Here is a 23,982-nt window from a genome sequence, read left to right as displayed (position 1 = left end):
CCTCCCCCCGCCTCCGATTGGAACGGACATGTCTATTTCCTTGAAATCGAACGGTCAAATTCCTCGCACAAGGCCACGTTGTCGGCGAATATGCCTTTCTTCACCGTCGTTACCGTCGAGGTGCCCGGTTTTTTCACGCCGCGCGCGCACATGCACAGATGCGTTCCTTCAACCGTAACGATGACGCCCTTCGGTTTCAGCACGTCGACAACCGCAGCTGCAATTTGCTGGGTCATTCTCTCCTGGACCTGCGGCCGCCCGGAGACGAGCTCTACCAGCCTCGCGAATTTGCTTAATCCGACGATTCGTCCCTCCGGCATATAGCCGATATGAGCTTGTCCGTAGAACGGGATCAGGTGGTGCTCGCAGAACGTGTAATAAGCGATATCTTTGACGGTTATGATCCCGTCGTACTCCTCTTCAAAGGTTGTCGTCAATGCCGTTGCGGGATCGACTCCGACATTCGCGAAAACCTCGCGGTACATTTTGGCGACGCGTTTGGGCGTATCCAGAAGGCCTTCCCGGTTCGGATTTTCTCCGATCTCCTCCAGAATGGTTCGAATGCTCATTTCGAGCGGATCGCTGCCGGCCAATCTCGTTTTAACTAGCGGTTTCATCGATGTCCCTCCCAGTAAGATAAAAAAAATCCAGCCCGAATAAAGGACTGGATTTGTCTTTGCAGATCCGTTCCTAATTCGGCAACCCGGCTGCCATAGCATTTCGCCTTAGGCCCGTGGCTTTGCGCCTCCATCTTTCGGTGGATTTGCCGTTTCGTTAAGAAAAACAGTGCTAGGCGGTTAGTTGTCTGGTCTTTATTCCTACTACAATATCCTGAATGTTCTATGTATGATAAATTATACACGACAAAATTCGACTTGCAACCGAAAATTAATTCCGCGGTCCTACATTGACTTTGCGCGGTGCGCATTGCGATAAACCGTCAGGCAGCCCTGACGGTTTATGCGCTTGCCGATCGAGCCGGGTTAGACCGCCGCCAATCCGTTACCTGTTCAGCAGGCTGCCGACATACCGCATCAGCTCGTTGGCGCACACGGGGCAATAGCCATGCTCGTCGATCAGCCGTTTGGTCACTTCGTTGATCCGCTTCAGCTGCAGCTCATCCGGCGTTTTGGTGGAGGTCGTGATTTTGACGATGTCCTTCAGGTCGGTGAACAGCTTTTTCTCCACCGCTTCCCGCAGCCGCTCGTGGCTCGCATAATCGAATTTTTTTCCTTTGCGCGAGTACGAGGAGATGCGGATCAGAATCTCTTCGCGGAACGCTTTTTTCGCATTCTCCGATATGCCGATTTGCTCCTCGATCGAACGCATCAGCCTCTCGTCCGGATCGAGCTCCTCGCCGGTCAGCGGATCCTTGATTTTGTTCCAGTTGCAGTACGCTTCAATGTTGTCCAGATAGTTCTCGAACAGCGTGCGGGCAGACTCCTCGAAGGAGTAAACGAACGCCTTTTGTATTTCCTTTTTCGCCAGATTGTCGTATTCCTTGCGCGCCGACGAGATGAAATTGAGATATTTCTCGCGCTCCTCCTTGGTGATGGAAGGATGCTGGTCAAGGCCGTCCTTCAATGCCCGCAGCACATCGAGCGCATTGATGCATGCCAGGTCCTGCTTGATCAAGGCGCTTGAAATCCGGTTGATGACATGGCGCGGGTCGATGCCCGACATGCCCTCCTCCAAATATTCGTTCTGCATTTCCTTCAGATCGGCTTCCTTGTAGCCTTCGACCTCTTCCCCGTCGTACATCCGCATTTTTTTGATCAGATCCATGCCCTGCTTCTTCGTTTCCTTGAGCCGGGTAAGTATCGAGAAGATCGCCGCGGCCCGCAGCGCGTGCGGCGCGATATGGATATGCTTCATGTCGCTCTGGCCGATCAGTTTGTTGTAAATCTTCTCTTCCTCCGACACCTTCAGGTTGTATGGAATCGGCATGACGATCATCCGCGACTGCAGCGCCTCGTTCTTCTTGTTGGCGATAAACGACTTGTACTCGGATTCGTTGGTGTGGGCAATAATCAGCTCGTCAGCGGATATCAAGGCGAAGCGGCCCGCTTTAAAGTTGCCCTCCTGCGTCAGGGACAGCAAATTCCACAGAAATTTCTCGTCGCACTTCAGCATTTCCTGGAACTCCATCAGACCGCGGTTCGCCTTGTTCAGCTCGCCGTCGAACCGGTATGCGCGCGGATCCGATTCGGAGCCGTATTCGGTAATCGTCGAGAAGTCGATGCTGCCTGTCAGATCCGCGATGTCCTGGGATTTCGGGTCCGACGGGCTGAACGTGCCGATGCCGATCCGGCTGTCCTCGGAGATGGTGACCCGTTCCACCATCACATTCTCGATGTTGCCGCCGTATTCGGTTTTTAGCCGCATTTGGCAGGAAGGGCAAAGGTTGCCTTCAATGCGTACGCCAAGCGTTTTTTCCACGTCGGGCCGCAGCTCATTCGGAAAAAGGTGCAGCGGCTCCTCGTGCATCGGACACCCCTTAATGGCGTACACTGCGCCTTGCTCCGTCCGTGAGAAAAGCTCCAGTCCCCGCTTGAGCAGCGTCACGATCGTCGATTTGCCGCCGCTGACAGGCCCCATGAGCAGCAAAATCCGCTTGCGCACATCCAGCCGGCGGGCCGACGAGTGGAAATACTCCTCAACCAGCTTCTCCACCGAGCGATCCAGCCCGAAAATTTCCCGTTCAAAAAACTTATATCGCTTATGCCCGCCGGTTTCCTCTACCCCGAAAGACTTGATCATCTCATAGACGCGCGCATGGGCGGTCATTGCCGGTGTCGGATCTTTCTCGAGCAGTGCAATGTACTCCTTGAACGTCCCTGACCAAACCAACCTCTCGTTCTCCGCATTGTACTCCGAAACCCGTTTGAATATATCCATGCCCTGCCTCCTCCCTGTCTCCGTTGCCGTTATAGCGACCGCCCAAAGCTCCCGCAAGCGAGTAATACATAACTATGCAAAGTCGGACGGGAAATTGCTCCATATTTTATGTCTTGTTCCATCAAATTGCGACCTTGTTCTCGGGACGGCGGCAGGCGTTCCTATGCTATAATGGGAAAAACTTCAACGCGAACCTGCGAGGAGCGCAGGCGGGTTCGACTATGCCTTCTATCAGAAACGGAGTGTTCGCAGCGCTTCGGCATTCGTCATCAGGAAAGGGGGAGCCCGGCTTGGCCGTCAAACATGAAACGGAACTATACGAACCGGTCAAATCGTTCTTCGAGCAGCGGGGATACGAGGTGAAAAGCGAGGTGCTGCACTGCGACATGGTGGCCGTCCTGCCCGGCGGAGAGACGACGGTTATCGTGGAGATGAAAAAAACGTTCACGCTCGGGCTGCTCTTGCAGGGCGTCGAACGGCTGCGTCTGACGGACCGGGTCATGCTCGCGGTTGAGCGGAACCGGATGAAAACAGGCGCGGTCAACCAGCGTTTCGGCGACTTGGCGGAGCTGTGCCGGCTGCTCGGCCTGGGACTGATGACCGTCACTTTCTTCAAAACGAAAAAGCCGGTCCTCGAGGTGCTTTGCGAGCCGGGCGAGCCGCCGGTTCGCGGCATGCGGCGAAAGCGGCAGTCGAGGCTGCTGAACGAGTTCAAGGAACGGAGCGGCGACTATAACGTCGGTGGCAGCACGAAGCGCAAGCTCGTCACCTCTTACCGCGAGAAGGCGCTCCGCTGCGCTTGGGTGCTGCGCGAGGAAGGCCCGTCAGCGCCGCGCCGTACCGCGGAACTGACGGGCTTCGGCCAGGCGGCCCGCATGCTGCGGGCCGACCATTACGGCTGGTTCGAGCGCGTCAGCCGCGGGCTGTACCGCCTTCGTCCAACCGGCGAGCAGGCGCTGCTCGACTATGCGGACGTCGTCGAAGCCTGGCTGGCCAGCCGGCCTGCTCCGGCGTCCGCCGACGGGGGTTCAATCGATGGTGGTCCAGTCGGCGGCGGTTCGCTCGGCGGTGATCAGGCCTTCCGCACCTCTACATTCAATCCTACCTGCGGGCCGTAAACTCCCCGATCGCTTCCGCCAACCGCGCCACGCCCGCTTCCATGCGCTGCCCGGTCGTATACGTGAAGTTCATGCGGACCGTGTTGCGTTTCGGCTCGCCGGCGTAGAACGATACGCCCGGCACGAACGCCACGCCCTTCTGCACCGCGCTGCGCAGCAGCGCTTCCGCGTCGAGCGCTTCCGGCAGCTCCAACCAAATGAACATCCCGCCCTGCGGCTCCGCCCAATTCAACTCCGGTACGCCGCAGCCCTTGAGCAGCGACACCATATGGCGCATCCGTTTGCCATATTCATCTGCGATGAGTCGAATATGATCGTCCAGCGCAAAATGCCGCAGCAGCTCGCTAAGCGTCTGCTGATCCAGCGTACTCGAATGCAAATCGGCCGCCTGCTTCACCTTTGCCATATTGCGAATTACGCGTTTGTCACCGATCGCCCAGCCGGTGCGAAGCGCAGGAGCAACCGTTTTCGAGAAGGTGCCTGTATAAAGCACGCAGCCCCCCTCGGCCTGGCCGCCCAAGGAGAAAATCGTCGGATAGCTCGCGGACGCATCGAACCGAATGTCGCCGTAAGGGTCATCCTCAAGAATCGGAACGCCGTATTTCCGGCAAAGCTCAAGCAGTCCCGTCCGCCGCTCCAGACTCCATACGCGCCCGGTCGGATTGCCGAACGTCGGCACGACATAGACGAGCTTCGGCTTGCGCTCGCGTAAAATGCGCTCCGCCGCGTCCAGCAGCATCCCGTCATTGTCGCTCTCCGCCGCTTCCACGTTCAGGCCGTTCATCGCAAACACCTGAAGACTCGCCAAATACGTCGGATTTTCCACCAGCACCGTATCGCCCGGTTCAGTCAGCACGCGCACGATCAGATCGATCGCCTGCTGGGAGCCTGTCGTCAGAATCATTTCGTCCGGCGATACCGGCATGCCTTTATTTGCCATCCGCCCGCACAGCTGCTCGCGCAGCGGGAGAAAGCCCTCCGTCAAGCCGTACTGCAGCGAGCCGCTGCCGTTTGTGAAAACCCGGTCGGCCGCCTGCCGGACGGCGTCGAGCGGAAACAGCTCCTCCGCGGGCAGCCCGCCCGCAAACGATACGATTTCCTGACCCTGCGTCAGCTTAAGAATATCCCGCACTGCGGAGGATTGCAATTGATTCACCCGACTCGAGAATCGGTAGTCCATGTCCATGTCCGTGTCCCGCCTTCCGTCTCATTCGATGACTTATCCTTGTATTTTACGCCGATTCCCGTCCCCCGGCAACAGAAAATGCCCCGAACCGCTTTTGCGCGGCCGGGACATTGTCGACGTTCTTATTTCTTCCGCAGGTTTTCCCACGATTTCTGGAACGCTTCGAGCATCTGCTCTTTGGTCGTCTTCTTGGCAATGTAGGATTGCATAGCAGCGCCAAGCTCTTGCGTTACGCCTTCAGGCATGCGGGTCCAGTTCCAGGTCAAGGCATTGCCTGCGTTGCTGTAAGCGATGACTTCGTTCGCGATATCGCCCAGAACTTTCTGGTCTTTCACTTCGATCGATTTCAGCGCGGGAATGAACTTGAACTCCTCGACGACATAACGCTTACCCGTTTCCGTGCTGACCATCCAGTTGAGGAACGCTTTCGCTTCTTCCTTCACCGCGGATTTATTGTTGACTACCCAGTTGTTCGGTACGCCCGCATACAGCTTATCGTTCTTTGCAGGATCGTCGCTGATCGGCATAGGCAGCACGCCCAGGTTCAGATCCGGATTGATGCCGTCGATTTGAACCTGCGTCCAGTTGCCCTGCTGCATCATAGCCGCTTCACCGCTCGCAAACAGCGTGACTTGCGTGTTGTAATCCGTCGTGAGCGGATTTTTGTTGCCGAATTCGACTGTCGTGTCAAGCAAGTTAACCCATTGTTCGAAGATCGGGTTGCCTGGAATTTTGCCGATGCCGTCGTTCATGCTTGCGATGAATGCAGTCGGGTCTTCCTGCTGCGCAAGCGCCACGTTGAAGTTATGAATGCCAAGAACCCACCATTCCTGATAGCCGTTGGCAAAAGGCGTGATGCCCGCGTCCTGCAGCTTTTGAGCAGCTTCGTTCAGTTGGGTGAGCGTTTTCGGCTGCTCCGTGATGCCCGCCTTGGCGAACAGGTCTTTATTGTAGATGTAACCGTAGCCTTCGAGGTTCATCGGCATGCCGTACATTTTGCCGTCTTTGGTAATTTGGTCTTTAGCCGCATCAACGACATCGCCGACCCAAGGCTGATCGGACAGGTCTTCAAGATACTCCAACCAGGTGTCCATCTCTGCGTTGCCGCCATTGTTGAAAATGTCCGGCTCGTCGCCCGCGGCGAACTTCGCCTTCAGCGCCGCGCCGTAATCCGCACCGCCGCCGACCGTTTCGAGTTGAATCTTCACATTCGGATTTTCTTTCTCGTAATCCGCGATCATTTTGGCGAGCGCTTCCGCGATTTCAACCTTAAATTGGAACATTTTGATCGTGACGGGCTCCTTCGGCGCTTCCGCGCCGTTCGTTCCGCCCGCTCCGGAATTCGTGCCTGGTTCAGCGGCGTTGCCCGGCGTGTTGGCATTGTTGCCTTTTCCGCCGCAGGCTGCGAGCACCACGACCAGTATGACGGACAACATGAACAGCATCGTCTTTTTCATTTTGTTGATTCCTCCCTTTTTTGTGTGAACCTGTTAAAATCTTTACATTTCCAGTATAATTGTTCTTTGAAAACGCCTACACCGATGATGTTGAACAAAAAAGTGTAGAATGTTGACCATTACCCTTTGACCGATCCTGCCGTGATCCCTTCGATAATATGACGCTGCAGCGTCAGGAAGAAAATAACGATCGGCGTCACGCCCATCACGAGAGCGGCAAGGGCCAGGTCCCATTTTTTTGTATATTGCCCGAAGAACGAGAACGTGGACAACGGGATGGTGCGCAGCTCCGGCCCGCTAAGCATGAGCTGGGGCAGCAGAAAGTCGTTCCAGATCCAGAGGCTGTTCAGAATGACGATCGTGACCGTCATCGGCTTGAGCAGCGGGAACACGATTCGCCAAAATACGCCGTACGGCGAGCAGCCGTCCACCACCGCCGATTCCTCGATCTCCAGCGGGATCGACTTGACGAAGCCGTGATAGAGAAAAATCGTCAGCGACGAGCCGAAGCCGAGATAGGCGAACCAGAGCCCCGGCATGCTGCCCATCAGGCTGAACCAATTGGCTACCCGCATAAGCGGAATCATAATGGATTGGAACGGAATGACCATCGCTGCGACAAACAGCAGGAACAGAATCTGATTGTACTTTGTCGGCCTGCGCACCATGCGGTAGGCGGCCATCGAGCTGATCCATACAAGACCTGCGATGCTCGTCACCGTTATGAGCAGCGAGTTGCCGAACGCCCGCGGATATTTCATGATTTCCCAAGCCTTCGCATAATTGTCCCAGTTCAGCTTTTTGGGAAGCGCCGCCGAATCGAGCAGAATTTCCGCGAACGGCTTCAGCGAGTTGCCGATCAGGAAATAAAACGGGATGAGGAATACGATGGCCAGCAGAATGGCGGCGATTTCCATTGTGAAGGTTCTGAAGCTATATCGTTTCATTCCCATTAGGCTTGCACCTCCCGTTTCTTCGTGATCCAAACCTGCAAGGTCGTGATGGCCGCCACGATGAGGAAGAAGACGAATGCCTTCGCCGTTCCGAGTCCGTAACGGTTATTCGTGAATGCCTCCAAATAAATGTCGAGCGCCACCGATCTCGTCGAGGCGAAGGGGCCGCCTCCGGTGAGCGACAGGATGACGTCGAACGTTTTGAATGACCAGGATAATGCCAGAAACAGCGAAATCGTGACAGCCGGCATGATCAGCGGGACAATGATGTGCCGCAGGCGCTGCCAGGCGGTTGCTCCGTCGATCTCCGCCGCTTCCGTCAAATCCTGCGGCACGTTGATCAGTGCCGCAATATAAATAACCATGAGGTAGCCCGCACCGCTCCACACGCTGACGATCACGACGCCCCAGAACGCGGTTGCCTCGTCGCCGAGCCATGGCAGGTTGAAGAACGGGATGCCGGTCAGCCCGCCGATCGCGGCAAACCCTTTTACGAAAATAAACTGCCAGATAAAACCGAGCAGCAGGCCGCCGATTACGTTGGGCAGAAAAAACAGCGTCCGGAGCATGTTGCGGGTCTTCAGCCGCTGCGTGAGCAGCAGCCCCAACAAGAAAGCGACCGCATTCGTAAGCACGACGGCAACCGCCGTGAAGCGGGCCGTAAAGCCGAACGATGTACGGAAGTTCTCGTCAGCAAGCAGTGCTTTGAAATTGTCCAGGCCCACGAAGGTCGGATTGCCTGCAACTCCATTCCAATCAGTAAACGAATAATACATGCCCATGAAGAACGGGAGCACTACGATTATGGCAAACGCCAACGTAGCCGGTCCCGTGAATACAATCTGCTGCAGCCATTCGCTGACCCGATTGCCTCTCATTGTACCTACTCCTCTCAGACGGTTAACTACAATAACAAGATAACCCAAGTATAAAAAAACGCGTCTGCCCGAGGAACCGATGCGAATGACGCGAAAGGTGGAACATATTGATCTTTTCGAATCATCATCGCTATAATACCTGTACAAGGTCCGATGACTGGATAATGGGGAGGCTTTGCTCATGCGTTTCGAATGGATGCGCCGCAGTCTGCGGGCGAAGCTCATCGTTTTTCTGATCCTCGCGATCGCCGTCCCGATGCTGCTGTCCATCATTGTCACGAACGCCCGAACGTCGGATATCGTCAAGAAAGACGCGCTGCGGCAAGCTTCAAACCTGATGTTTCAAGGGAAGACCAATCTGATCCAATATTTCAATGTGACGAATCAGGCATCGCTGCTTCCCTATAATGACAGCAAATTCGGCGATACGCTGTACAAGGTGCTCGAGCAGGGCAAAACCGATTATTTATCCGAGCAGGAAATTTACCGGACCGTGCAGTCCATCGCCCGTTCCGTCAAAGAAATCCGCCAGGTGTATCTGCATACCCAAGCCGCGGGCAAAGGATATCTGGTCATCAAGGGCAATCTGTACAAAGCCGTGCAGGCCGAGCCCTACGGCGGTGACCGCATCCCGGCGGACCGCAGCGTTTATATCGAGCAGGCCCATACCAGCCATCCTTATGGCATTTTTAATACGCCCTACTATGCTTCGGAAGAAGTCATTACGATCCACCGCAAAATCATGCAAATTCCGGAAAACAAACAAATCGGCACGATCGCAATTGACATCCGGACCGATGTCATCAATTCGATCTCCAGCCAGTTGTTTGGAGACGACAAGGAGCAATTGTACCTGCTGAGCGAGACGGGCTCCGTCGTGTACGGGCCGGAAGGAACGGCAAGAGGCGAGCGGCTCGGCGAGGAATGGGTCGATGAAGTGCTGCAGCTCAAGGAGGAGCGCGGCACGCGGACGCTGCAAACCGACGATTTCGACGGCTGGTACGTGTATGAGAAGCTGAATACCCCGTACATGAACTGGACGCTGGTGCGGCTGCTGCCGAAATCCGTCGTCACCGCAAGCACCCGCCAGGTCACCGCCGTCAACACGATCATCCTGTCGACCTTTCTGCTCGCGGCGATCGCGGCGGCTATCTATGTTTCGTTCCGGATCACGCATCCGATCAAGCGGCTTATCCGCTATATCAGTCATGTGCAGGCCGGAGACCTGGAGGTGGACATCAAGTTGCAGGGCTCGGATGAAATCGGCATCATGGCCGCCCGATTCCGTAAAATGATGGAAACGATCAACCATCTTATTTTGCGGGAGTACAAGCTGCAGCTGGCCAATACGTCGCACCAGTTAAAAGCGCTGCAGGCGCAGCTCCAGCCGCACTTCCTGTATAACGCCCTGCAATCGATCGGCACGCTCGCCCTGCAGCACCAGGCGCCCAAGGTGTACGCGCTGATCGCCCAATTGGCGAAAATGATGCGCTATTCGATGAACGGCTCGGATGAGAAGGTCGATATTTCGCAGGAAATCGAGCATGTAAAAGCTTACCTCGATCTGCAGCAGCAGCGGTTCGGCGACAAGCTGACCGTTGACGTCGCCGTCGAGCCGGGAGCGGCCTCCTGCAAGGTGCCGCGTATGATCGTTCAGCCGCTCGTCGAGAACGTATTCAAGCATGGGTTCGATCCGGCCGGCGGACTTATCCGTCTCTCCGTATCGGCATGGATGGACGGCGAGACGGTTACGGTGACCGTCGAGGACAACGGCGCGGGCATGAGCGCGCAGCGGCTGGAGGAGGTTCGCGGCATGCTGCGGAGCAACGAGCTTGAGGAGAAATGGCCGGATGAACACATCGGCCTCGCCAATGTCATGACACGGCTGCGGTTGTATTGCGGTCCGGATGCCCGGCTGGAGCTTGAGCCGATCGAATCGACGGAGGGTGGAGCCGGTCTGCGGGTGACGCTCCGAATCCCCGTCGCCGATAAGGAGGGAATGGTCGGATGAAGGTGCTCGTTGTGGATGATGAACAACATGCGCGCGAAGCTGTAAAACTGCTCGTCGATTGGTCCGGCCACGGCTTCGAGCAGCTGCTCGAGGCCGATAACGGCGAGGAGGCCAAGCGCCTCATCACCGAGCATCGGCCCGAGCTCGTGCTGACGGATATGCACATGCCGATCGCGGACGGCAAGGCGTTGATGGAATGGATTGCCGGCCATTACCCGGGCACGCAAACGATCGTGATCAGCGGCTTCAGCGATTTCGATTATATGCGGCATACTGTCAAATACGGCGGCTCCGACTACCTGCTCAAACCGCTGGAGCCCGATCAGTTGAACGAAGCCGTCCGTAAATCGACGGATCTCATACGCGCGCGGAAGGAAGCGCTTCTGCGGCAATCGGCTCATAATATCGAGCGCAACCAGTACAAGCCCGTTTATTGGGACAGCGTATTTACGCGGCTTGCAACGGAGCCGTCCGTCAACGTCCCGCTCGCGGAGCAGCTGGGCAAGGAATTCGGGTGTCCCACGGGCGGTGCGCCGTGCGTGGCGGTGGTATGCGGATTGAATCCGTCGCCGGTCTCACTGCTGAAGCGGTTCCGGGGCGACAGCGAGCTGCTGGCATTCGCGGTCGCCAATGTGCTGAACGACTTCGTACGGCTGCAGTGGCAAGCAGGTTACGCGTTCCGGCTTGCCGGCGGGACGGATGCGGTGGTCATGCTGTTCTGGGACGGATTCGATAGACTTTCCGAAAGATTGGAAAAGCTTCAGTCGGCCTTATCGCGCACGATGAACGCTCCGATGCATTTCGCCCTCAGCCTCCCGCAGCCTTGTCCTAAAGGCTTAAGGGTTGCGGTGCAACAAGCCAAGGAGGCGCTGGCGGGCCGTAACTTGCTTGATCCGCGAACGCTTATCCACTCCTACCGTCCGCGGAGCTCCTCAGCCGCCGTACGACCTCACCTGTCCGATGTTGAGGAAGCGCTTCGTTTGGCGGTCGTCAGCCGCAGCGAAGAAGAAATAGCTTCTGCGCTCAGGAGATGGACTTCGGAGCTGCAAGCCATGGACAAAATCACCCCGGCCGATGTCGCCGCGTGGGAGCAGGAGTATCGGATTCTGAAATCGAAATGGCTTCAATCGTTATTCAGAGGCGTCGCCCCGGCTGAGGATGCGCCGGCCGCCTCTATGGAGGAACTGCCCGTCGTCTACGATGAAGAAGGCATGTTTCTCACGGGTGAGATGGAGAGGCGACTCATCCGCACCTTGTCCCGAATGTCCGAGGCGCTGTCCGTCCGCAAGCGCTCCGAACGCAGCGTAATCGCCGAAATTCTGCAATACATCGACCAGCACCTGGACAAGGATCTTTCGCTGTTCAACGTTGCGGGCCGGTTTTATTTAAGCCGGGAGTACATTTCGCGCCGCTTCAAGCAGTAAACGGGGAGCACGCTCTCGGAATACGTCGAGCGGCTGCGGATGGAGAAAGCGAAGATATTGCTCAGCAATCCTCAGATGAGGATCGCCGACATCGCAGCCATGGTCGGCTACGAGGACGAGAAATACTTCAGTAAGGTGTTCAAGAAGCAAGCCGGATGCTCGCCGGGCCAATACCGCAAAGCCTTGGACGGATAAGCTGACAAGCTGTAACAATCTGTTCACAATGTCGAGCGTTTTCTTTTCTCCAACGATTGGTTATAATAAAAGCAACTATTGGAGGTGTACGAGATGGTGTTCAGCTTAAAGTTCCTCATCGTCATGACCGTTTTCGTCCTGTTCCTCGGCTCCATTCTTACGGCGGCCTACAACGACGACAAGACCAAAGGTCTGTAACCGGTTCCCCGGCCGGACAAGTGACATTGAAAGAAGCTTCCCGGTCGCGGGAAGCTTCTTTTCGATTTCTATTCGGTTGAAAAGCGCCTGGGGTGACCGCTTATTTCCGCAATGTGATCATATCGGATATGCAGCCGGCGCATAAATAACGGTCCTTAAATTCGCGAACCTCGTCCATAGCGCCGCAAAAAACGCATCTCGGGCGATAGCGCTCCAATATGATGTGATCGCCCTGTACCAAAATTTCGACAGGATCTCCTTCGTTCATCTGATACCTTTTTCTAAGCGATTTGGGCAGCACGATACGGCCCAACTGATCAACTTTACGCACAACTCCAGCCGGTTTCAATTATATCACCTCTCCTGTGTCCTAGTCCTAGTCAATGACATGTGCAGAAACCCTGTGCACTTATAAACTTTCTTTAAGTGCGTTGCTTTTCCTTCCTTGTTTTCGTTTTTGCTTAATTTCCCGCAACTTGGTTCCATCTTCAAGAGCAGGAAGCTCCAATTCAAATTAAACCAGCCGGCCTCTTTTGAAACGGCTTACATCAGCCCCGGGAACCGATTTTGGCGAAGCGCCTCATACACCACAATGGCCGCGGAGTTCGACAGATTCAGCGAACGAACCTTATCCGTCATCGGCATTCTCATGCCATTTTCCGGATATGCGTCCAACAGCTCACGCGGCAGTCCCTTCGTTTCTTTGCCGAATACGAAAAAATCGCCGTCCCTGAACTGGAAATCCGAATACCGTTTATTTCCTTTGGTGCTGGCAAAAAAATAACGGCCGTCCGCATATTTCCGCCTGACATCGTCGAACGAATCATGGTGTTCCACATTCACCGCGTACCAGTAATCGAGGCCCGCCCGTTTCAGCGTCGCATCATCCGTCCGGAAGCCGAGCGGATGCACCAGATGCAGATGCGTGCCGGTAGCGGCGCATGTGCGTGCGATGTTGCCGGTATTGGCCGGAATTTCCGGCTCGACCAATACGATATGAAAAGCCATCGTCCTTCCTCCTTGCTTGCGTCTATTTTTCTCTCGATCCCGTCAAGGTTTAACAATTGGTTTACGCCGGCTTAATATCACGATTAACGCCACTCCGTATGATAAAGGTACTATTCAGGGCAAAGGAGAGACCAGTGTGAATAAAAAAATATTGGTCGTAGACGACGAGCCGTCGATCTCGATGCTCATCGAATTCAATCTGAAGCTGGCGGGCTACGAAGTACGCTGCGTGAATGACGGAGAAGCCGTGTTCGATGTGCTCAAGCCGTTCCGGCCCGATTTGATCGTGCTCGACCTGATGCTGCCCAAAATGGATGGCTTTCAAGTGTGCCGCGAGCTGCGCAAACAAAGAAACGAAGTGCCGATTGTCATGCTGACCGCCTTGCAAGACGTGACCGACAAGATCGCCGGGCTTGACAACGGGGCCGACGATTATATGACCAAGCCATTCAGTCCGCAGGAGCTCGTCTCACGCATCCAGGCCATTTTCCGCCGCATCCATACACTGCCTGCTTCAGGAGACGGGCTGCGTTACGAATTGGGACGCTTGACCGTTCTGGCCGAGGGGCGCGAGGTCCGAATGGACGGCAAACCGGTCGATCTGACGCCCAAGGAATTCGAGCTGCTCCTGTTTCTATGCCGCCACAAGGGCAAGGTCCTCAGCCGCCAGCAGCTGCTGCATGGCGTCTGGGATTATCATTTTCTCGGCGACACACGCATCGTCGATGTCCATATCAGCCATCTGCGCGACAAAATCGAGCATAACGCCCGGATGCCGGAATATATTTGGACCGTCCGCAATGTCGGGTACAAGCTGTCCGCTCCGCAAGGCTGACAAATACACAGCACACCGCCCTTTCCTCCGTCGCCGGAGGAAAGGGCGGTTGTTGCTTTGCGTTTTATTGGATCAGGAAACGGGCGCGAAACAGAGCGAAGACACCGAACAATCGGACACTACCCGTTGCGGCGCTGGAAATCGGCCATGAATTGCGCAAGCGCCTGGCAGCTCTCAAGCGGAACGGCATTATAGGTGGAAGCGCGAAGGCCGCCGACATCGCGATGGCCCTTCAGTCCGACAAAGCCCTGCTGCTCGGATTCCTTGACAAACAGCTTCTCCAGCTCTTCGTTATGAATGCGGAACGTGATGTTCATGCGCGAGCGGCTTACCGGAAGCGCGAAACCTGTGTAAAATCCGCCGCTGTTATCGATCGTGTCGTACACAAGCGCGGTCTTGGCCTGGTTCGCCTGCGCGATTGCGTCGACGCCGCCGCTCGAGCGAATCCATTTCAGCATCAGATTAACCATATAGATCGCGAAGGACGGGGGCGTATTATACAGTGAGTTATTCTTGATATGCGTATCATAGCGCAGCATCGACGGCAGCGATTTGGGGCTTTCGGCCGCCAGATCTTCGCGTATGATGACGAGCGTTACGCCGGAAGGACCGAGATTTTTTTGCGCCCCCGCGTAAATGACGCCGAACTTCGACACATCCACCGGGCGGGATAAAATATCGCTCGACATATCCGCCACCAGCGGGACGCTGCCCGTATCCGGAAAAGCCTGATACTGGGTGCCTTCAATCGTTTCATTCGAGGTAATATGTACATAAGCGGCATGCTCGGGGACGATAATATCGGTAAGAGCCGGAGTCCGGCGGTAACCGTCGCCCTCGGACGATGCCGCAACGATCGTCTCGCCGATCAGCTTGGCCTCTTTGACCGCCTTGTTCGCCCAGTTGCCGGAAATGGCATAAGCGGCTGCGCGGCCGGCCGTCAGCAGGTTCATCGGCAACATGCCGAATTGCGTGCTAGCGCCCCCTTGCAGAAACAAGACGCGGTAATTGTCCGGAATCGCGAAAAGCTCGCGCAGAAGCGCTTGGGCCTCGTTATGCACTTGCTCGTAAGCGGCGCTGCGATGCGACATTTCCATAATCGACATCCCGGCTCCGTTGAAATCGACGAATTGCTCCTGCGCCTGCTGCAGCACCTCAAGCGGCAGCGCGGCCGGTCCAGCATTGAAATTGTATGCGCGGTTGCTCAATCTACCCACCCCTTACTTTCTTTTTCTGATATCGTTATGATAGCAAGTTTAACCGGGTGCTTCAAGTGAATACATGCACATAGGGGGTAACCTTTGTGAACAATTCGATTCGACTGTTCACCGGCATCGCATTGCCTGAACCGATCCGCAGTGAACTGCGCAGCCGGTTGCCCGAGTGGCGGCGCAAGCTCGTCTTCGAGCGTTGGCCTGAAGCCGAGAAACGCCCGTATCATCCTCACCTAACCATCGCCCGTAAATATAAGGGAACCGACAGGTGGGACGCTTCAATGATGGACGACGGTTTTACTCCGCTGTCGATCATGGTTCATGAAACCGTGCTGTTCCAGAGCAGTCTGGGACGTTCGTCGATGTATGAAATCATACACCGGTCGCCGCTCGGATAAGCGCAAAAGGTTCCCTCCCGGGAACCTTTTGCGCTTGTATTCATAGGATTGCAGCTCCCCCGGCAAACGGCCGGCATAAGCCGCAAAGCTTAGCGTAACGGAATGCTTAGCAATCGTAATACAGGCTATACTCGTGCGGATGAATCCGGATCGATACGGCTTTCGCTTCCTGGCGCTTAACGGCAACATAGTTGTCGATGAAGTCCTGCGTAAATACGCCGCCCTCCATCAGGAATTCGCTGTCCGCTTCGAGAGCGTCAAGCGCCTCGTCCAGCGAGCCTGGAACGCTGCGGATCTCACTTTTCTCTTCGTCGGACAGATCGTAGATGTTCTTGTCGAACGGACCGTAGCCAAGCGCTTGCGGATCGATTTTGCGCTTAATGCCGTCCAGACCCGCAAGCAGCATAGCTGCAAATGCAAGATAAGGATTAGCGGTCGAGTCCGGCGTACGGAATTCGATGCGGCAGCCTTTAGGCGTAACGGCTGCGACCGGAATCCGGACAGCTGCGGAACGGTTGCCTTTGGAGAATACCAGGTTAACCGGTGCCTCGTAACCCGGTACGAGACGCTTGAACGAGTTCGTCGACGGGTTCGTCAGCGCGATCAGCGCCGGCGCGTGGTGCAGAATGCCGCCGATGTAATGCATGGCCAATTTACTCAGGTTCGCATAAGCGCCCTTCTCGTAGAACAACGGAGTGTCGCCGTTGAAGATCGAGGAGTGAACGTGCATGCCGCTGCCGTTGTCTCCGAACAGCGGTTTCGGCATGAATGTGGCCGTTTTGCCGTATTGGCGAGCCGTGTTATGAATAATATATTTGTATTTCATCAGGTTGTCGGCCGTTTTGGTCAGCGTGTCGAAGCGGAAGTTGATTTCGCCTTGGCCCGCAGTCGCCACTTCATGGTGATGACGCTCAACGCGCAGTCCCGCTTCTTGCATCAGGCGAACCATTTCGGAACGGATGTCCTGTTGTGTGTCGATCGGTTGAACCGGCACATAACCGCCTTTGGTGCGCACTTTAAAGCCGAGGTTGCCGCCTTCTTCCTTGCGGCCGCTGTTCCAGCCCGCTTCCTCGGAGTCAACCGAGAAGTAGGACGTATTCATGCCGCTCTCATAGCGGACATCGTCGAAAATGAAAAATTCCGATTCAGGAGCAAAAAACGCTGCCGTGCCTACACCGGATTTCTGCAGGAATTCCTCCGCCTTCTGAGCAATGCTGCGCGGGTCGCGCTCATAACGCTCGCCGTCCGGCGTATGGATGTTACACATAATCAACAGTGTCGGATGGTCCGTGAAAGGGTCGACATAAGCCGTTTCCGTATCGGGCATCATGACCATATCGGACTCCTCGATGCCGCGGAAGCCGACAATAGACGAACCGTCGAACGCTACGCCGTTTACGAACGTATCGCCGTCAACCTCGGTGGCAGGCAGCGTAATATGATGCGCGCGCCCCGCGAGATCCACGAAACGGAAATCGACAAATTGAATGTTGTTTTCTTTAATTTTGTCCAAAACACTTTGAACTGACATCTAAACTTCCTCCATTTCCGAACATTAACGGTAGTTAGAACGACGAACGTTCTATTTTCCTCTTCCAAACTGTCATTATTATAGAACTCGGCACTTTACACCGTCAATACTTATGTCAGGTATTTTTTACGGAAGTGTCAGCTATGCTAACAATTGTTCACATTTTCAAGAAATCCTTGCGGCACAACAAAAAAACGGCCTCTCTACTTGGAAAGTTCACCTTGGAGAGAGGCTTTTTCGTTTCGTTCTTCCGGTATTTTCCGAATATTAGACGACTTTCCAGGCCACGAATTTTTCCTTCGGCTCTTTGTTCGTCTCAAAGGTTTTGCCCACGACTCGGGCGATAACCTCAAGGTCCTTCAGCAGCGCAGCGAACTGGTCCGGGAAAAGCGATTGCACGCCGTCGCCGGTCGCCGAATTGTCGGGGTCGGTATGCATTTCGACAATCAAGCCGTTCGCCCCGGCAGCCACCGATGCTTTGGCCATTGGCTCCACCAGCTCGCGGCGGCCTGTGCCGTGGCTCGGGTCGGAGATGACCGGCAGATGGCTGAGGCTTTGCAGCACCGGAATGGCGGCAAGATCGAGCGTGTTCCGTGTATACGTCTCGAAGGTGCGGATGCCGCGTTCGCACAGCATGACGTTCGGATTACCGCCGGCCAGAATGTACTCCGCTGCATTAAGGAATTCATCGTAAGTGGCGCTGAAACCGCGTTTCAGCAGGACAGGCGTCTTGATCGTGCCGAGCCTGCGGAGCAGATCGAAGTTCTGCATGTTACGCGTACCTACCTGCAGGATGTCGGCATATTCGGCGCACACATCGACATACTCGGGCGTCATAACTTCCGTAATCGTCAGCAGCCCGTGCTTCTTGCCGGCCTCCGCCATCATCGTGAGTCCTTCTACCCCGATGCCTTGGAAGCTGTACGGTCCGGTTCTCGGCTTGAACGCTCCGCCCCGCAGCACCTGGCCGCCGGCCGCTTTTACGAGACGCGCGATTTCATCGATCTGCTCCGGCGATTCAACGGCACACGGCCCGCCCATCACGACCAGATTGGGACCGCCGATTTTCACACCCTTGATCTCAATGACCGTGTCGTCCGGATGGAAGTCCCGGCTGGCCAGCTTATACGATTTCGAAATTTTGATCACATTCTCGACCTGCTTCATCGAACGGAGATGCTCCGCGAGCGCCGGGTCGGCCTTACCGATAATCCCGATCACCGTGCGGTCCGTGCCGCGCGATACATGCGCCTGCACGCCCGTTCTCTCAATATGCTGAACGATCTCCTGAATTTTATCTTCCGTTACATCCGGCTTCGTAATGACAATCATCGCCACGTTCCCCTTTCGCGCTTCAACGCTTATATGCTTTTTAGCTTTTATGCTTTTATGCTTTTATGCTTTTAATCAGTAAAGCAATCATACCGGATAAGGCGCTATCCAGTCAAGAACAAATTTATGCGAACCTTCAACCATCACAAAAGGCTGCGAACATTTTATGTCCACAGCCTTTGCACTAACAGCACTTTAGGTTAAATTTGCTTTTCGCTTGCTTGCCCGTAGGCAGCCTATAAGGTAGCCGACTTCTCCCGTACCGTCGGAAGCAGCTTGTTCATGTTGACGGTCCGGTTGACGTCCCAGGTTTCGGGCCGGTCGTTGTCGTATTGCTCCAGATACGCGATCACTTCCTTCGTGATCGGGGTCGGCGTCGAAGCGCCGGACGTTACCGCCACCCGGCTGATGCCCGCCAGCCATTCCCGCCGGATCTCCGTGACGTCGGCCACACGGTACGCCTTGACGCCGGCGATTTCCTCCGATACCTGCGCCAGCCGGTTCGAGTTGTTGCTGCGGGGGTCGCCGACGACGATGCAAAGCTGGGCCTGACCCGCCTGCTCGGCTACCGCCTCCTGGCGAACCTGCGTCGCGAGGCAGATCTCGTTATGAATTTCCGCTGCGGGAAACCGCTCAAGCAGCTGGGCGATCAGATGCTTGATATCCCATTGCGACATCGTCGTCTGGTTCGTGATGATGATTTTGCCGGAAGACACCTGAAGCTTGTCGATCTCCTCTTCGCGTTCGATCAGATGCACATGCTCCGGGGCGATGCCGATCGCGCCCTCCGGTTCGGGATGCCCTTTCTTGCCGATGTAGACAACCTCATAACCGTCCGCCACCTTCTCACGGATCAGATCATGCGTCTTAGTGACGTCCGGACAAGTGGCATCGACCACGGCGAGACCCTTCTCCCGCGCAATGCGGCGAACTTCCGGGGAAACCCCGTGGGCCGTGAAGATAACGGTGCCTTGATCGATCTGATCGAGAATATCAAGCCGGTTGGCGCCGTCGAGCGTAATGACGCCTTCCTTCTCGAACGCATCGGTGACATGCTGATTATGGACAATCATGCCCAAAATATAAATAGGCCGCGGCAGCTCCAAATTTTTGGCCGTCTGCAAGGCCAATACCATGGCATCGACGACTCCGTAGCAATAGCCGCGAGGTGATATTTTTACGATTTCCAACATGCCACCCGCTTTCTGTCCGGCTGTCCGACGGCTAACCGTCCAGCCGGTCCGGTTCTTCCATTATACCCGAATCGTCCTTGAGAGGAAACCATTCGGGCAGCCAGACGATGAACGTGGTGCCTTCGCCTTCGCGCGTTTTCACCTCAACCGAGCCGTTGTGCTCGTCGATAATCCACTTGGCGATCGATAAGCCGAGCCCGGTGCCCGTCGTTTTGCCCCGCGACAGATCCGCCCGGTAGAAACGCTCGAAAATGTGGGGAATTTCCTCGCTGTTCATGCCGATGCCCGTGTCCCGCACGACAAGACCGGCCTGGCCGTCGACCTTGATCGCCTTTAATTCCACCTCGCCCGAGGTCGTGTATTTGAAAGCATTTTCGATAAAAATAAACACGAGCTGCCGCAAATAGTCCGGATTGCCGTTCACGACAAAACCCCGCAAGGACGATAAATCGCCCACCAGCCATTCGGCCTTGCGCGGCAGCAGGTGGGCGCGCCGCGCCACCTCTTCCACAAGAGGCAGCAGCTCCACAGGCTCCTTCTCCATCTCGTATCCGGCATCTGCACGCGCTAGCGAAAGCATATCCGCCACGAGCCGGCTCATCCGCTTCGCTTCCTCGGAGATGTCCTGCATCGCTTCCAGTGACAGCCCGGCCCGGTCCGGCTCTAGAATCAAGGACGATCCGCCGGCCTGACCGGCCTTGATCGCCTTCAGCTCCGTCTGCCACATTTTCTCGAGCAAATCGATGTTGCCTCTGATTGTGGTCAGCGGTGTCCGCAGCTCGTGCGAAGCATCCGACACGAACCGCCGCTGCGCTTTGTACGCATCGTCAAGCTCATTATAGGTCGTCTCGATCCGCGCCAGCATGCCGTTCAGCGTGTCCGTGAGCAGCCCGATCTCATCGTTGGGCTTCCCGCGCGGGATGCGCATGCCGAGGTTGGAGCCGTTCTCGATCCGGTTTGTGGCCAGAATGACGTTCTCGATCGGCCGCAGCGCCTTCCGGGCGATGAATAAACCGAGCGTAAACGCCAGGAAAATCACGACGATCGAGGCGAAAATCAGGATCGTCCGCAATCCCTCGAGAAAGCGGCGCTCACGCTCGGTGCTCGCGGCGACCTGCAGCAGGCCGATAATCTTATTGCTTTCCTCCAGAATAAGCGGCGTTTGATACACCAGGAAAGAAGTACCGTTCACCGTCAATTCCACATAACCCGGTTTGGGATTGCTCTGCAGGGATGGGTAGGGCAGCTGGATTTCCGCTTCCCGAAGATTGCTCGATCGGATTATCGAATCGGTCACATAATTGACGACCTGCGCGTACATGCCCTCATAACCGACCCGTACAGTCGGATTGATTTTGAAATTATTGAAGTAGTCGATGGATGAGCTTACGTCGATCCTGCCGACCTGGTTGTGAATCTGCTGCTTCGTCTCACTGAACGTATTATACTGGACGAAAAAATAAATCCCGCTGCCGAGCACGATCATCGTCACCGCCACCAAGCAGGAGTACCACAAAGTCAGTCTTAACCGGATGGACATTATCCGTTCTCTCCCTTAAGCACATAGCCGGTGCCCCGGACGGTTTGAATAAGCCTCCGCGCGCCGCCTTCCTCCGTTTTTTGGCGAAGCATGGCGATGTAGACTTCCAGCACATTTGATTCCCCGCTGTAGTCGTAGCCCCAGATTTTCTCCATAATCGTCTCCCGCATGAGCACCCGCCTCGGATTCTGCATGAACAAATGAAGCAGATCGAACTCCTTGCTGGTCAGATCGAACGCGCGCCCCGCACGGATCGCCTCTCGGGAATCGAGATCGAGCACGAGATCCTCAAAAGCAAGCTGCGCCGAGCCTTTCTCGCTCTTGTCGCTCTTCCTCCTGAGCAGCGCGCGCACGCGCGCCAAAAGCTCTTCCAGCGCAAACGGTTTAACCAAATAATCGTCGGCGCCTGTGTCGAGCCCTTTGACTCGGTCCTTGATCTCGTCCTTTGCCGTCAGCATAAGAACCGGTACGGCGCTGCCTCCCTCGCGAATGCGGCGGCACACCTCCCAGCCGTCGACATGCGGCATCATGACATCCAGCACGACGAGATCCGGGTCGGCCGCAAGCATCGCTTTTAAACCTTCCAGGCCGTTGGCCGCCGTTGTCACCTCATAGCCTTCAAACGCCAGACTGCGCCGCAGCAGCGAAGTTATTTTCTCATCGTCGTCCACAACCAATATTTTTTGTCTCACCGATGTTCCCCCTTAAGGCTTCCTCCATGGCAAAAGAGCGCAGACGGCCTGCGGCCTGCCTGCGCTCCGCGTGAGAACAGTATGCGATTACTGCCCCACGTTAAAATCGTTCCGGTTGCCGATCGTGACTTGCACATCGATCGTATTGCCGTTGCGGATCACATTCAAGGTTACTTTGTCGCCTACTTTTTTCTTCTGGATGGCGGCGATCAAATCCTCTTTATTATTGTATTTTTTGCCGTCCAATGCAACGATTACGTCATATTGGCGAAGATCCGCTTTAAAAGCCGGCGCATTATAGGTGATGTTGTATACGATCGCGCCGTTCGTGTCGGCCAATCCGAGCTGGGACGCCATCTGTTCGGTAATGTCCGACAGCGTCGCGCCGATGAATGGCGCCGGCGTCTTCGGAATCTCTTTGTTCGCCTCCAGCGTATCGAGCACATCCTTGATCGTCGTCGTCGGAATCGCGAAGCCGATCCCTTGGGATTGCGTGCTGACCGCCGTATTGATCCCGACTACCTCGCCGTTCAGATTAATCAACGGCCCTCCGGAGTTACCCGGGTTAATGGAAGCATCCGTTTGCAGCAGGTGTTCATAATTGCGGGTGCCTTGCGCATCGGGAATTGAAATCGGACGTTCCTTGGCACTGAGCACGCCGACCGTTACCGTATGGTCAAAGCCGTTCGGATTGCCGATCGCAACCACCCATTCGCCTACATTGATCTGATTCGAGTCGCCGAGCGGAATCGTCGGGAAATTGTTGCCCTCGATTTTCAGAACCGCCAAGTCCAGATTATAATCATTGCCCAGAAGCTTCGCTTCAAAAGGTTTATCGTAGCCTTGCAAAGTGACCTTGATCTGGTCGGCCTCGCCCACGACATGCTGATTGGTCAGGATATATCCGTTTTTCTTGTACAGGAATCCCGAACCGAGCCCGTTCGGCACCAACTGGCCGCCGCTGCCCCCTTGCCCCTGACCAGGAGTCGGCGCGCTGAAGTCGCCCCCGAAAAACTGGCGGAAGAACGGGTCTTCGAAAAGTCCGCCGCCGCTGGTCCCTCCCCCGTTGCCGCGGCTCTGAACATAGGTCTCGATCTTAACGACCGCCGGACTGGACTGTTCAAAGATTTTGGCGATGTTGTTCGGCCGTACGATGTCCAATGCGTTTGAGACCGGCTCGGCGCCATTGTTTCCCGCGGCCTTCACCGAAGTATTGCCGGCGCTTGCCGACAATTCCTGGGGAGCCAAAGCCTGATCGGATGTGAACCAGTTCATGCGGTCGGAAGCGACGGTCAGGCCGCCAAGCACGAGCACGCCGGCCATGAACGATGCGAACAGCGCCTTGAACGAGGTCCGTTTTCTCTCCCGCACCTGCCAGTTTTTGGTTGCTGCAGGCGACGGCTGCCCAGGCGAATAAACGGGCACCGCCTTGGGCGGGGTCATCTCGACCGAGCCTTGCGAAACGAGCGTATGGTCGTTCCGGCGCTCACGCTCCGTGCGTCCTTCCGGAGCAGGCGTCCCTTCCTGCTCCGTATGCGAGGATTTAAACGGTCCGTAAGAATAGTAGTAGGACGGCTTTTGCGTATCGTCGGCTTTCTCCCGCTCGTTCCTGTCGCCCTCTCCGTTGTTTCCGGAGCTTTGCTTGCCGAAGAAATCGTCGAACGGGTTCTTTTTGTTATGATCGTCCATGTTACTCTCCTCCTTGACTATCGCTAAAACTATAATGCACATTCTACATTAAACCAATCTTAAAAAAATTATAAACGGAAATAAAAAAAGAGAAACCCGTTTCGTGTCGAAACGGGTCGGGCCATTACCCGGGAAATAGAGGTTCGATCTCTCTCAGCATCAACTGTGCCTTCTCCATCCATGCCTGCCCGACGGACGCGTCCGGATCGGCGGGGTCCCGGAATTGATCGAC

Annotated in this window: 21 protein-coding genes, 1 pseudogene and 1 riboswitch; of the genes and pseudogenes, 6 read left to right on the top strand and 16 right to left on the bottom strand. The window is 55.7% G+C overall.

From position 1 onward, the window contains the following. Positions 1-32: 32 nt before the first annotated feature. Both folE and BG52_RS00125 read right to left on the bottom strand, forming a co-directional pair. Positions 33-617 carry a GTP cyclohydrolase I FolE gene (gene folE, locus BG52_RS00130; protein WP_190287421.1) on the bottom strand — a complete coding sequence of 195 codons (585 nt, stop codon included), beginning with the start codon at positions 615-617 and terminating at the stop codon, positions 33-35. 77 nt (positions 618-694) lie between these two features. Continuing rightward, positions 695-778: riboswitch (cyclic di-GMP riboswitch) on the bottom strand. Positions 779-1,002: 224 nt separating this feature from the next. Continuing rightward, entirely contained in the window at positions 1,003-2,898 is a 1,896-nt protein-coding gene (locus BG52_RS00125; RefSeq protein WP_036586057.1) for a PrkA family serine protein kinase, read from the bottom strand. A gap of 290 nt (positions 2,899-3,188) precedes the next feature. Between BG52_RS00125 and BG52_RS00120 the strand changes: the two genes are divergently transcribed. Continuing rightward, complete coding sequence (locus BG52_RS00120) at positions 3,189-4,016, top strand: DUF2161 domain-containing phosphodiesterase (protein WP_081793417.1); 828 nt, start codon at positions 3,189-3,191, stop codon at positions 4,014-4,016. Here BG52_RS00120 and BG52_RS00115 read toward each other — a convergent pair. The 4 genes from BG52_RS00115 to BG52_RS00100 all read right to left on the bottom strand — a co-directional run bounded on the left by BG52_RS00115 (position 4,000) and on the right by BG52_RS00100 (position 8,490). After that, entirely contained in the window at positions 4,000-5,196 is a 1,197-nt protein-coding gene (locus tag BG52_RS00115) for an aminotransferase-like domain-containing protein (RefSeq protein WP_036586119.1), read from the bottom strand. The genes BG52_RS00120 and BG52_RS00115 overlap by 17 nt on opposite strands. 128 nt (positions 5,197-5,324) lie before the next feature. After that, on the bottom strand, positions 5,325-6,659 hold the full coding sequence (locus BG52_RS00110; protein WP_036586059.1) for an ABC transporter substrate-binding protein: 1,335 nt from the start codon (positions 6,657-6,659) through the stop codon (positions 5,325-5,327). Positions 6,660-6,778: 119 nt separating this feature from the next. After that, on the bottom strand, positions 6,779-7,612 hold the full coding sequence (locus BG52_RS00105) for a carbohydrate ABC transporter permease (RefSeq protein ID WP_036586060.1): 834 nt from the start codon (positions 7,610-7,612) through the stop codon (positions 6,779-6,781). After that, entirely contained in the window at positions 7,612-8,490 is an 879-nt protein-coding gene (locus tag BG52_RS00100) for a carbohydrate ABC transporter permease (RefSeq protein ID WP_036586062.1), read from the bottom strand. Before BG52_RS00100 ends, BG52_RS00105 begins: the two co-directional genes overlap by 1 nt. Positions 8,491-8,671: 181 nt before the next feature. On the opposite strand from BG52_RS00100, the gene BG52_RS00095 reads away from it, so the two are divergent. From BG52_RS00095 to BG52_RS15020, 3 genes and pseudogenes are all read left to right on the top strand, one after another. Next, positions 8,672-10,501, top strand: coding sequence for a cache domain-containing sensor histidine kinase (locus tag BG52_RS00095; protein WP_051587589.1), 1,830 nt, complete (start codon positions 8,672-8,674; stop codon positions 10,499-10,501). Further along, complete coding sequence (locus BG52_RS00090; protein ID WP_036586065.1) at positions 10,498-11,925, top strand: response regulator; 1,428 nt, start codon at positions 10,498-10,500, stop codon at positions 11,923-11,925. Before BG52_RS00095 ends, BG52_RS00090 begins: the two co-directional genes overlap by 4 nt. Positions 11,926-11,937: 12 nt before the next feature. Further along, positions 11,938-12,120 (top strand): annotated as a pseudogene (locus BG52_RS15020) (helix-turn-helix domain-containing protein); the annotation flags it as partial. Positions 12,121-12,418: 298 nt separating this feature from the next. On the opposite strand, the gene BG52_RS00085 reads toward BG52_RS15020, so the two are convergent. Beyond that, positions 12,419-12,667, bottom strand: a complete 249-nt coding sequence (locus BG52_RS00085) for an AbrB/MazE/SpoVT family DNA-binding domain-containing protein (RefSeq protein ID WP_036586067.1) — start codon at positions 12,665-12,667, stop codon at positions 12,419-12,421. 194 nt (positions 12,668-12,861) lie between these two features. Next, complete coding sequence (gene trmL, locus BG52_RS00080) at positions 12,862-13,326, bottom strand: tRNA (uridine(34)/cytosine(34)/5-carboxymethylaminomethyluridine(34)-2'-O)-methyltransferase TrmL (protein WP_036586069.1); 465 nt, start codon at positions 13,324-13,326, stop codon at positions 12,862-12,864. 136 nt (positions 13,327-13,462) lie between these two features. Here trmL and BG52_RS00075 point away from each other — a divergent pair, with 136 nt between their 5' ends. Then, positions 13,463-14,161: a response regulator transcription factor gene (locus BG52_RS00075; RefSeq protein WP_036586071.1), complete on the top strand. Its 699-nt coding sequence runs from the start codon at positions 13,463-13,465 to the stop codon at positions 14,159-14,161. 119 nt (positions 14,162-14,280) lie between these two features. Here BG52_RS00075 and serC read toward each other — a convergent pair whose 3' ends face one another. Continuing rightward, positions 14,281-15,369, bottom strand: coding sequence for a 3-phosphoserine/phosphohydroxythreonine transaminase (serC, locus tag BG52_RS00070; RefSeq protein WP_036586072.1), 1,089 nt, complete (start codon positions 15,367-15,369; stop codon positions 14,281-14,283). Positions 15,370-15,464: 95 nt separating this feature from the next. Between serC and BG52_RS00065 the strand changes: the two genes are divergently transcribed. After that, positions 15,465-15,773 (top strand): 2'-5' RNA ligase family protein, encoded by a 309-nt coding sequence (locus BG52_RS00065; protein ID WP_036586075.1) that lies wholly within the window; start codon positions 15,465-15,467, stop codon positions 15,771-15,773. A gap of 106 nt (positions 15,774-15,879) precedes the next feature. Here BG52_RS00065 and glnA read toward each other — a convergent pair whose 3' ends face one another. The 7 genes from glnA to BG52_RS16715 all read right to left on the bottom strand — a co-directional run. Beyond that, positions 15,880-17,304 (bottom strand): type I glutamate--ammonia ligase, encoded by a 1,425-nt coding sequence (glnA, locus tag BG52_RS00060; protein WP_036586077.1) that lies wholly within the window; start codon positions 17,302-17,304, stop codon positions 15,880-15,882. Positions 17,305-17,571: 267 nt separating this feature from the next. Then, the gene (gene aroF / locus BG52_RS00055) at positions 17,572-18,636 is read right to left on the bottom strand and encodes a 3-deoxy-7-phosphoheptulonate synthase (protein WP_036586079.1); all 1,065 of its coding nucleotides are present in this window, start codon (positions 18,634-18,636) and stop codon (positions 17,572-17,574) included. 236 nt (positions 18,637-18,872) lie between these two features. Beyond that, positions 18,873-19,826, bottom strand: a complete 954-nt coding sequence (locus BG52_RS00050) for a 4-hydroxy-3-methylbut-2-enyl diphosphate reductase (RefSeq protein ID WP_036586123.1) — start codon at positions 19,824-19,826, stop codon at positions 18,873-18,875. A gap of 34 nt (positions 19,827-19,860) precedes the next feature. Beyond that, positions 19,861-21,369: a sensor histidine kinase gene (locus tag BG52_RS00045; protein ID WP_036586080.1), complete on the bottom strand. Its 1,509-nt coding sequence runs from the start codon at positions 21,367-21,369 to the stop codon at positions 19,861-19,863. Then, positions 21,369-22,061 carry a response regulator transcription factor gene (locus tag BG52_RS00040; protein WP_036586082.1) on the bottom strand — a complete coding sequence of 231 codons (693 nt, stop codon included), beginning with the start codon at positions 22,059-22,061 and terminating at the stop codon, positions 21,369-21,371. The genes BG52_RS00045 and BG52_RS00040 overlap by 1 nt, the downstream gene beginning before the upstream one ends. Positions 22,062-22,148: 87 nt before the next feature. Then, on the bottom strand, positions 22,149-23,750 hold the full coding sequence (locus BG52_RS00035) for a S1C family serine protease (RefSeq protein ID WP_036586083.1): 1,602 nt from the start codon (positions 23,748-23,750) through the stop codon (positions 22,149-22,151). Positions 23,751-23,874: 124 nt separating this feature from the next. Further along, positions 23,875-23,982: YugN family protein (locus BG52_RS16715; RefSeq protein WP_223298883.1), on the bottom strand; the 108-nt coding region annotated here is incomplete at its 5' end.

Source organism: Paenibacillus darwinianus (assembly GCF_000598065.1).
Taxonomy (GTDB): domain Bacteria; phylum Bacillota; class Bacilli; order Paenibacillales; family Paenibacillaceae; genus Paenibacillus_I; species Paenibacillus_I darwinianus.
The sequence above is the reverse complement of the archived record's forward strand: the minus strand, read 5'-3'. Positions and strand labels throughout refer to the sequence as shown.

Bases quoted from the DNA above. Each gene is read 5' to 3' on its own strand.
- folE (WP_190287421.1), bottom strand. From the start codon at position 617: ATGAAACCGCTAGTTAAAACGAGATTGGCCGGCAGCGATCCGCTCGAA.
- BG52_RS00125 (WP_036586057.1), bottom strand. From the start codon at position 2,898: ATGGATATATTCAAACGGGTTTCGGAGTACAATGCGGAGAACGAGAGG.
- BG52_RS00115 (WP_036586119.1), bottom strand. From the start codon at position 5,196: ATGGACTACCGATTCTCGAGTCGGGTGAATCAATTGCAATCCTCCGCA.
- BG52_RS00110 (WP_036586059.1), bottom strand. From the start codon at position 6,659: ATGAAAAAGACGATGCTGTTCATGTTGTCCGTCATACTGGTCGTGGTG.
- BG52_RS00105 (WP_036586060.1), bottom strand. From the start codon at position 7,612: ATGGGAATGAAACGATATAGCTTCAGAACCTTCACAATGGAAATCGCC.
- BG52_RS00100 (WP_036586062.1), bottom strand. From the start codon at position 8,490: ATGAGAGGCAATCGGGTCAGCGAATGGCTGCAGCAGATTGTATTCACG.
- BG52_RS00095 (WP_051587589.1), top strand. From the start codon at position 8,672: ATGCGTTTCGAATGGATGCGCCGCAGTCTGCGGGCGAAGCTCATCGTT.
- BG52_RS00090 (WP_036586065.1), top strand. From the start codon at position 10,498: ATGAAGGTGCTCGTTGTGGATGATGAACAACATGCGCGCGAAGCTGTA.
- trmL (WP_036586069.1), bottom strand. From the start codon at position 13,326: ATGGCTTTTCATATCGTATTGGTCGAGCCGGAAATTCCGGCCAATACC.
- glnA (WP_036586077.1), bottom strand. From the start codon at position 17,304: ATGTCAGTTCAAAGTGTTTTGGACAAAATTAAAGAAAACAACATTCAA.
- aroF (WP_036586079.1), bottom strand. From the start codon at position 18,636: ATGATTGTCATTACGAAGCCGGATGTAACGGAAGATAAAATTCAGGAG.
- BG52_RS00045 (WP_036586080.1), bottom strand. From the start codon at position 21,369: ATGTCCATCCGGTTAAGACTGACTTTGTGGTACTCCTGCTTGGTGGCG.
- BG52_RS00035 (WP_036586083.1), bottom strand. From the start codon at position 23,750: ATGGACGATCATAACAAAAAGAACCCGTTCGACGATTTCTTCGGCAAG.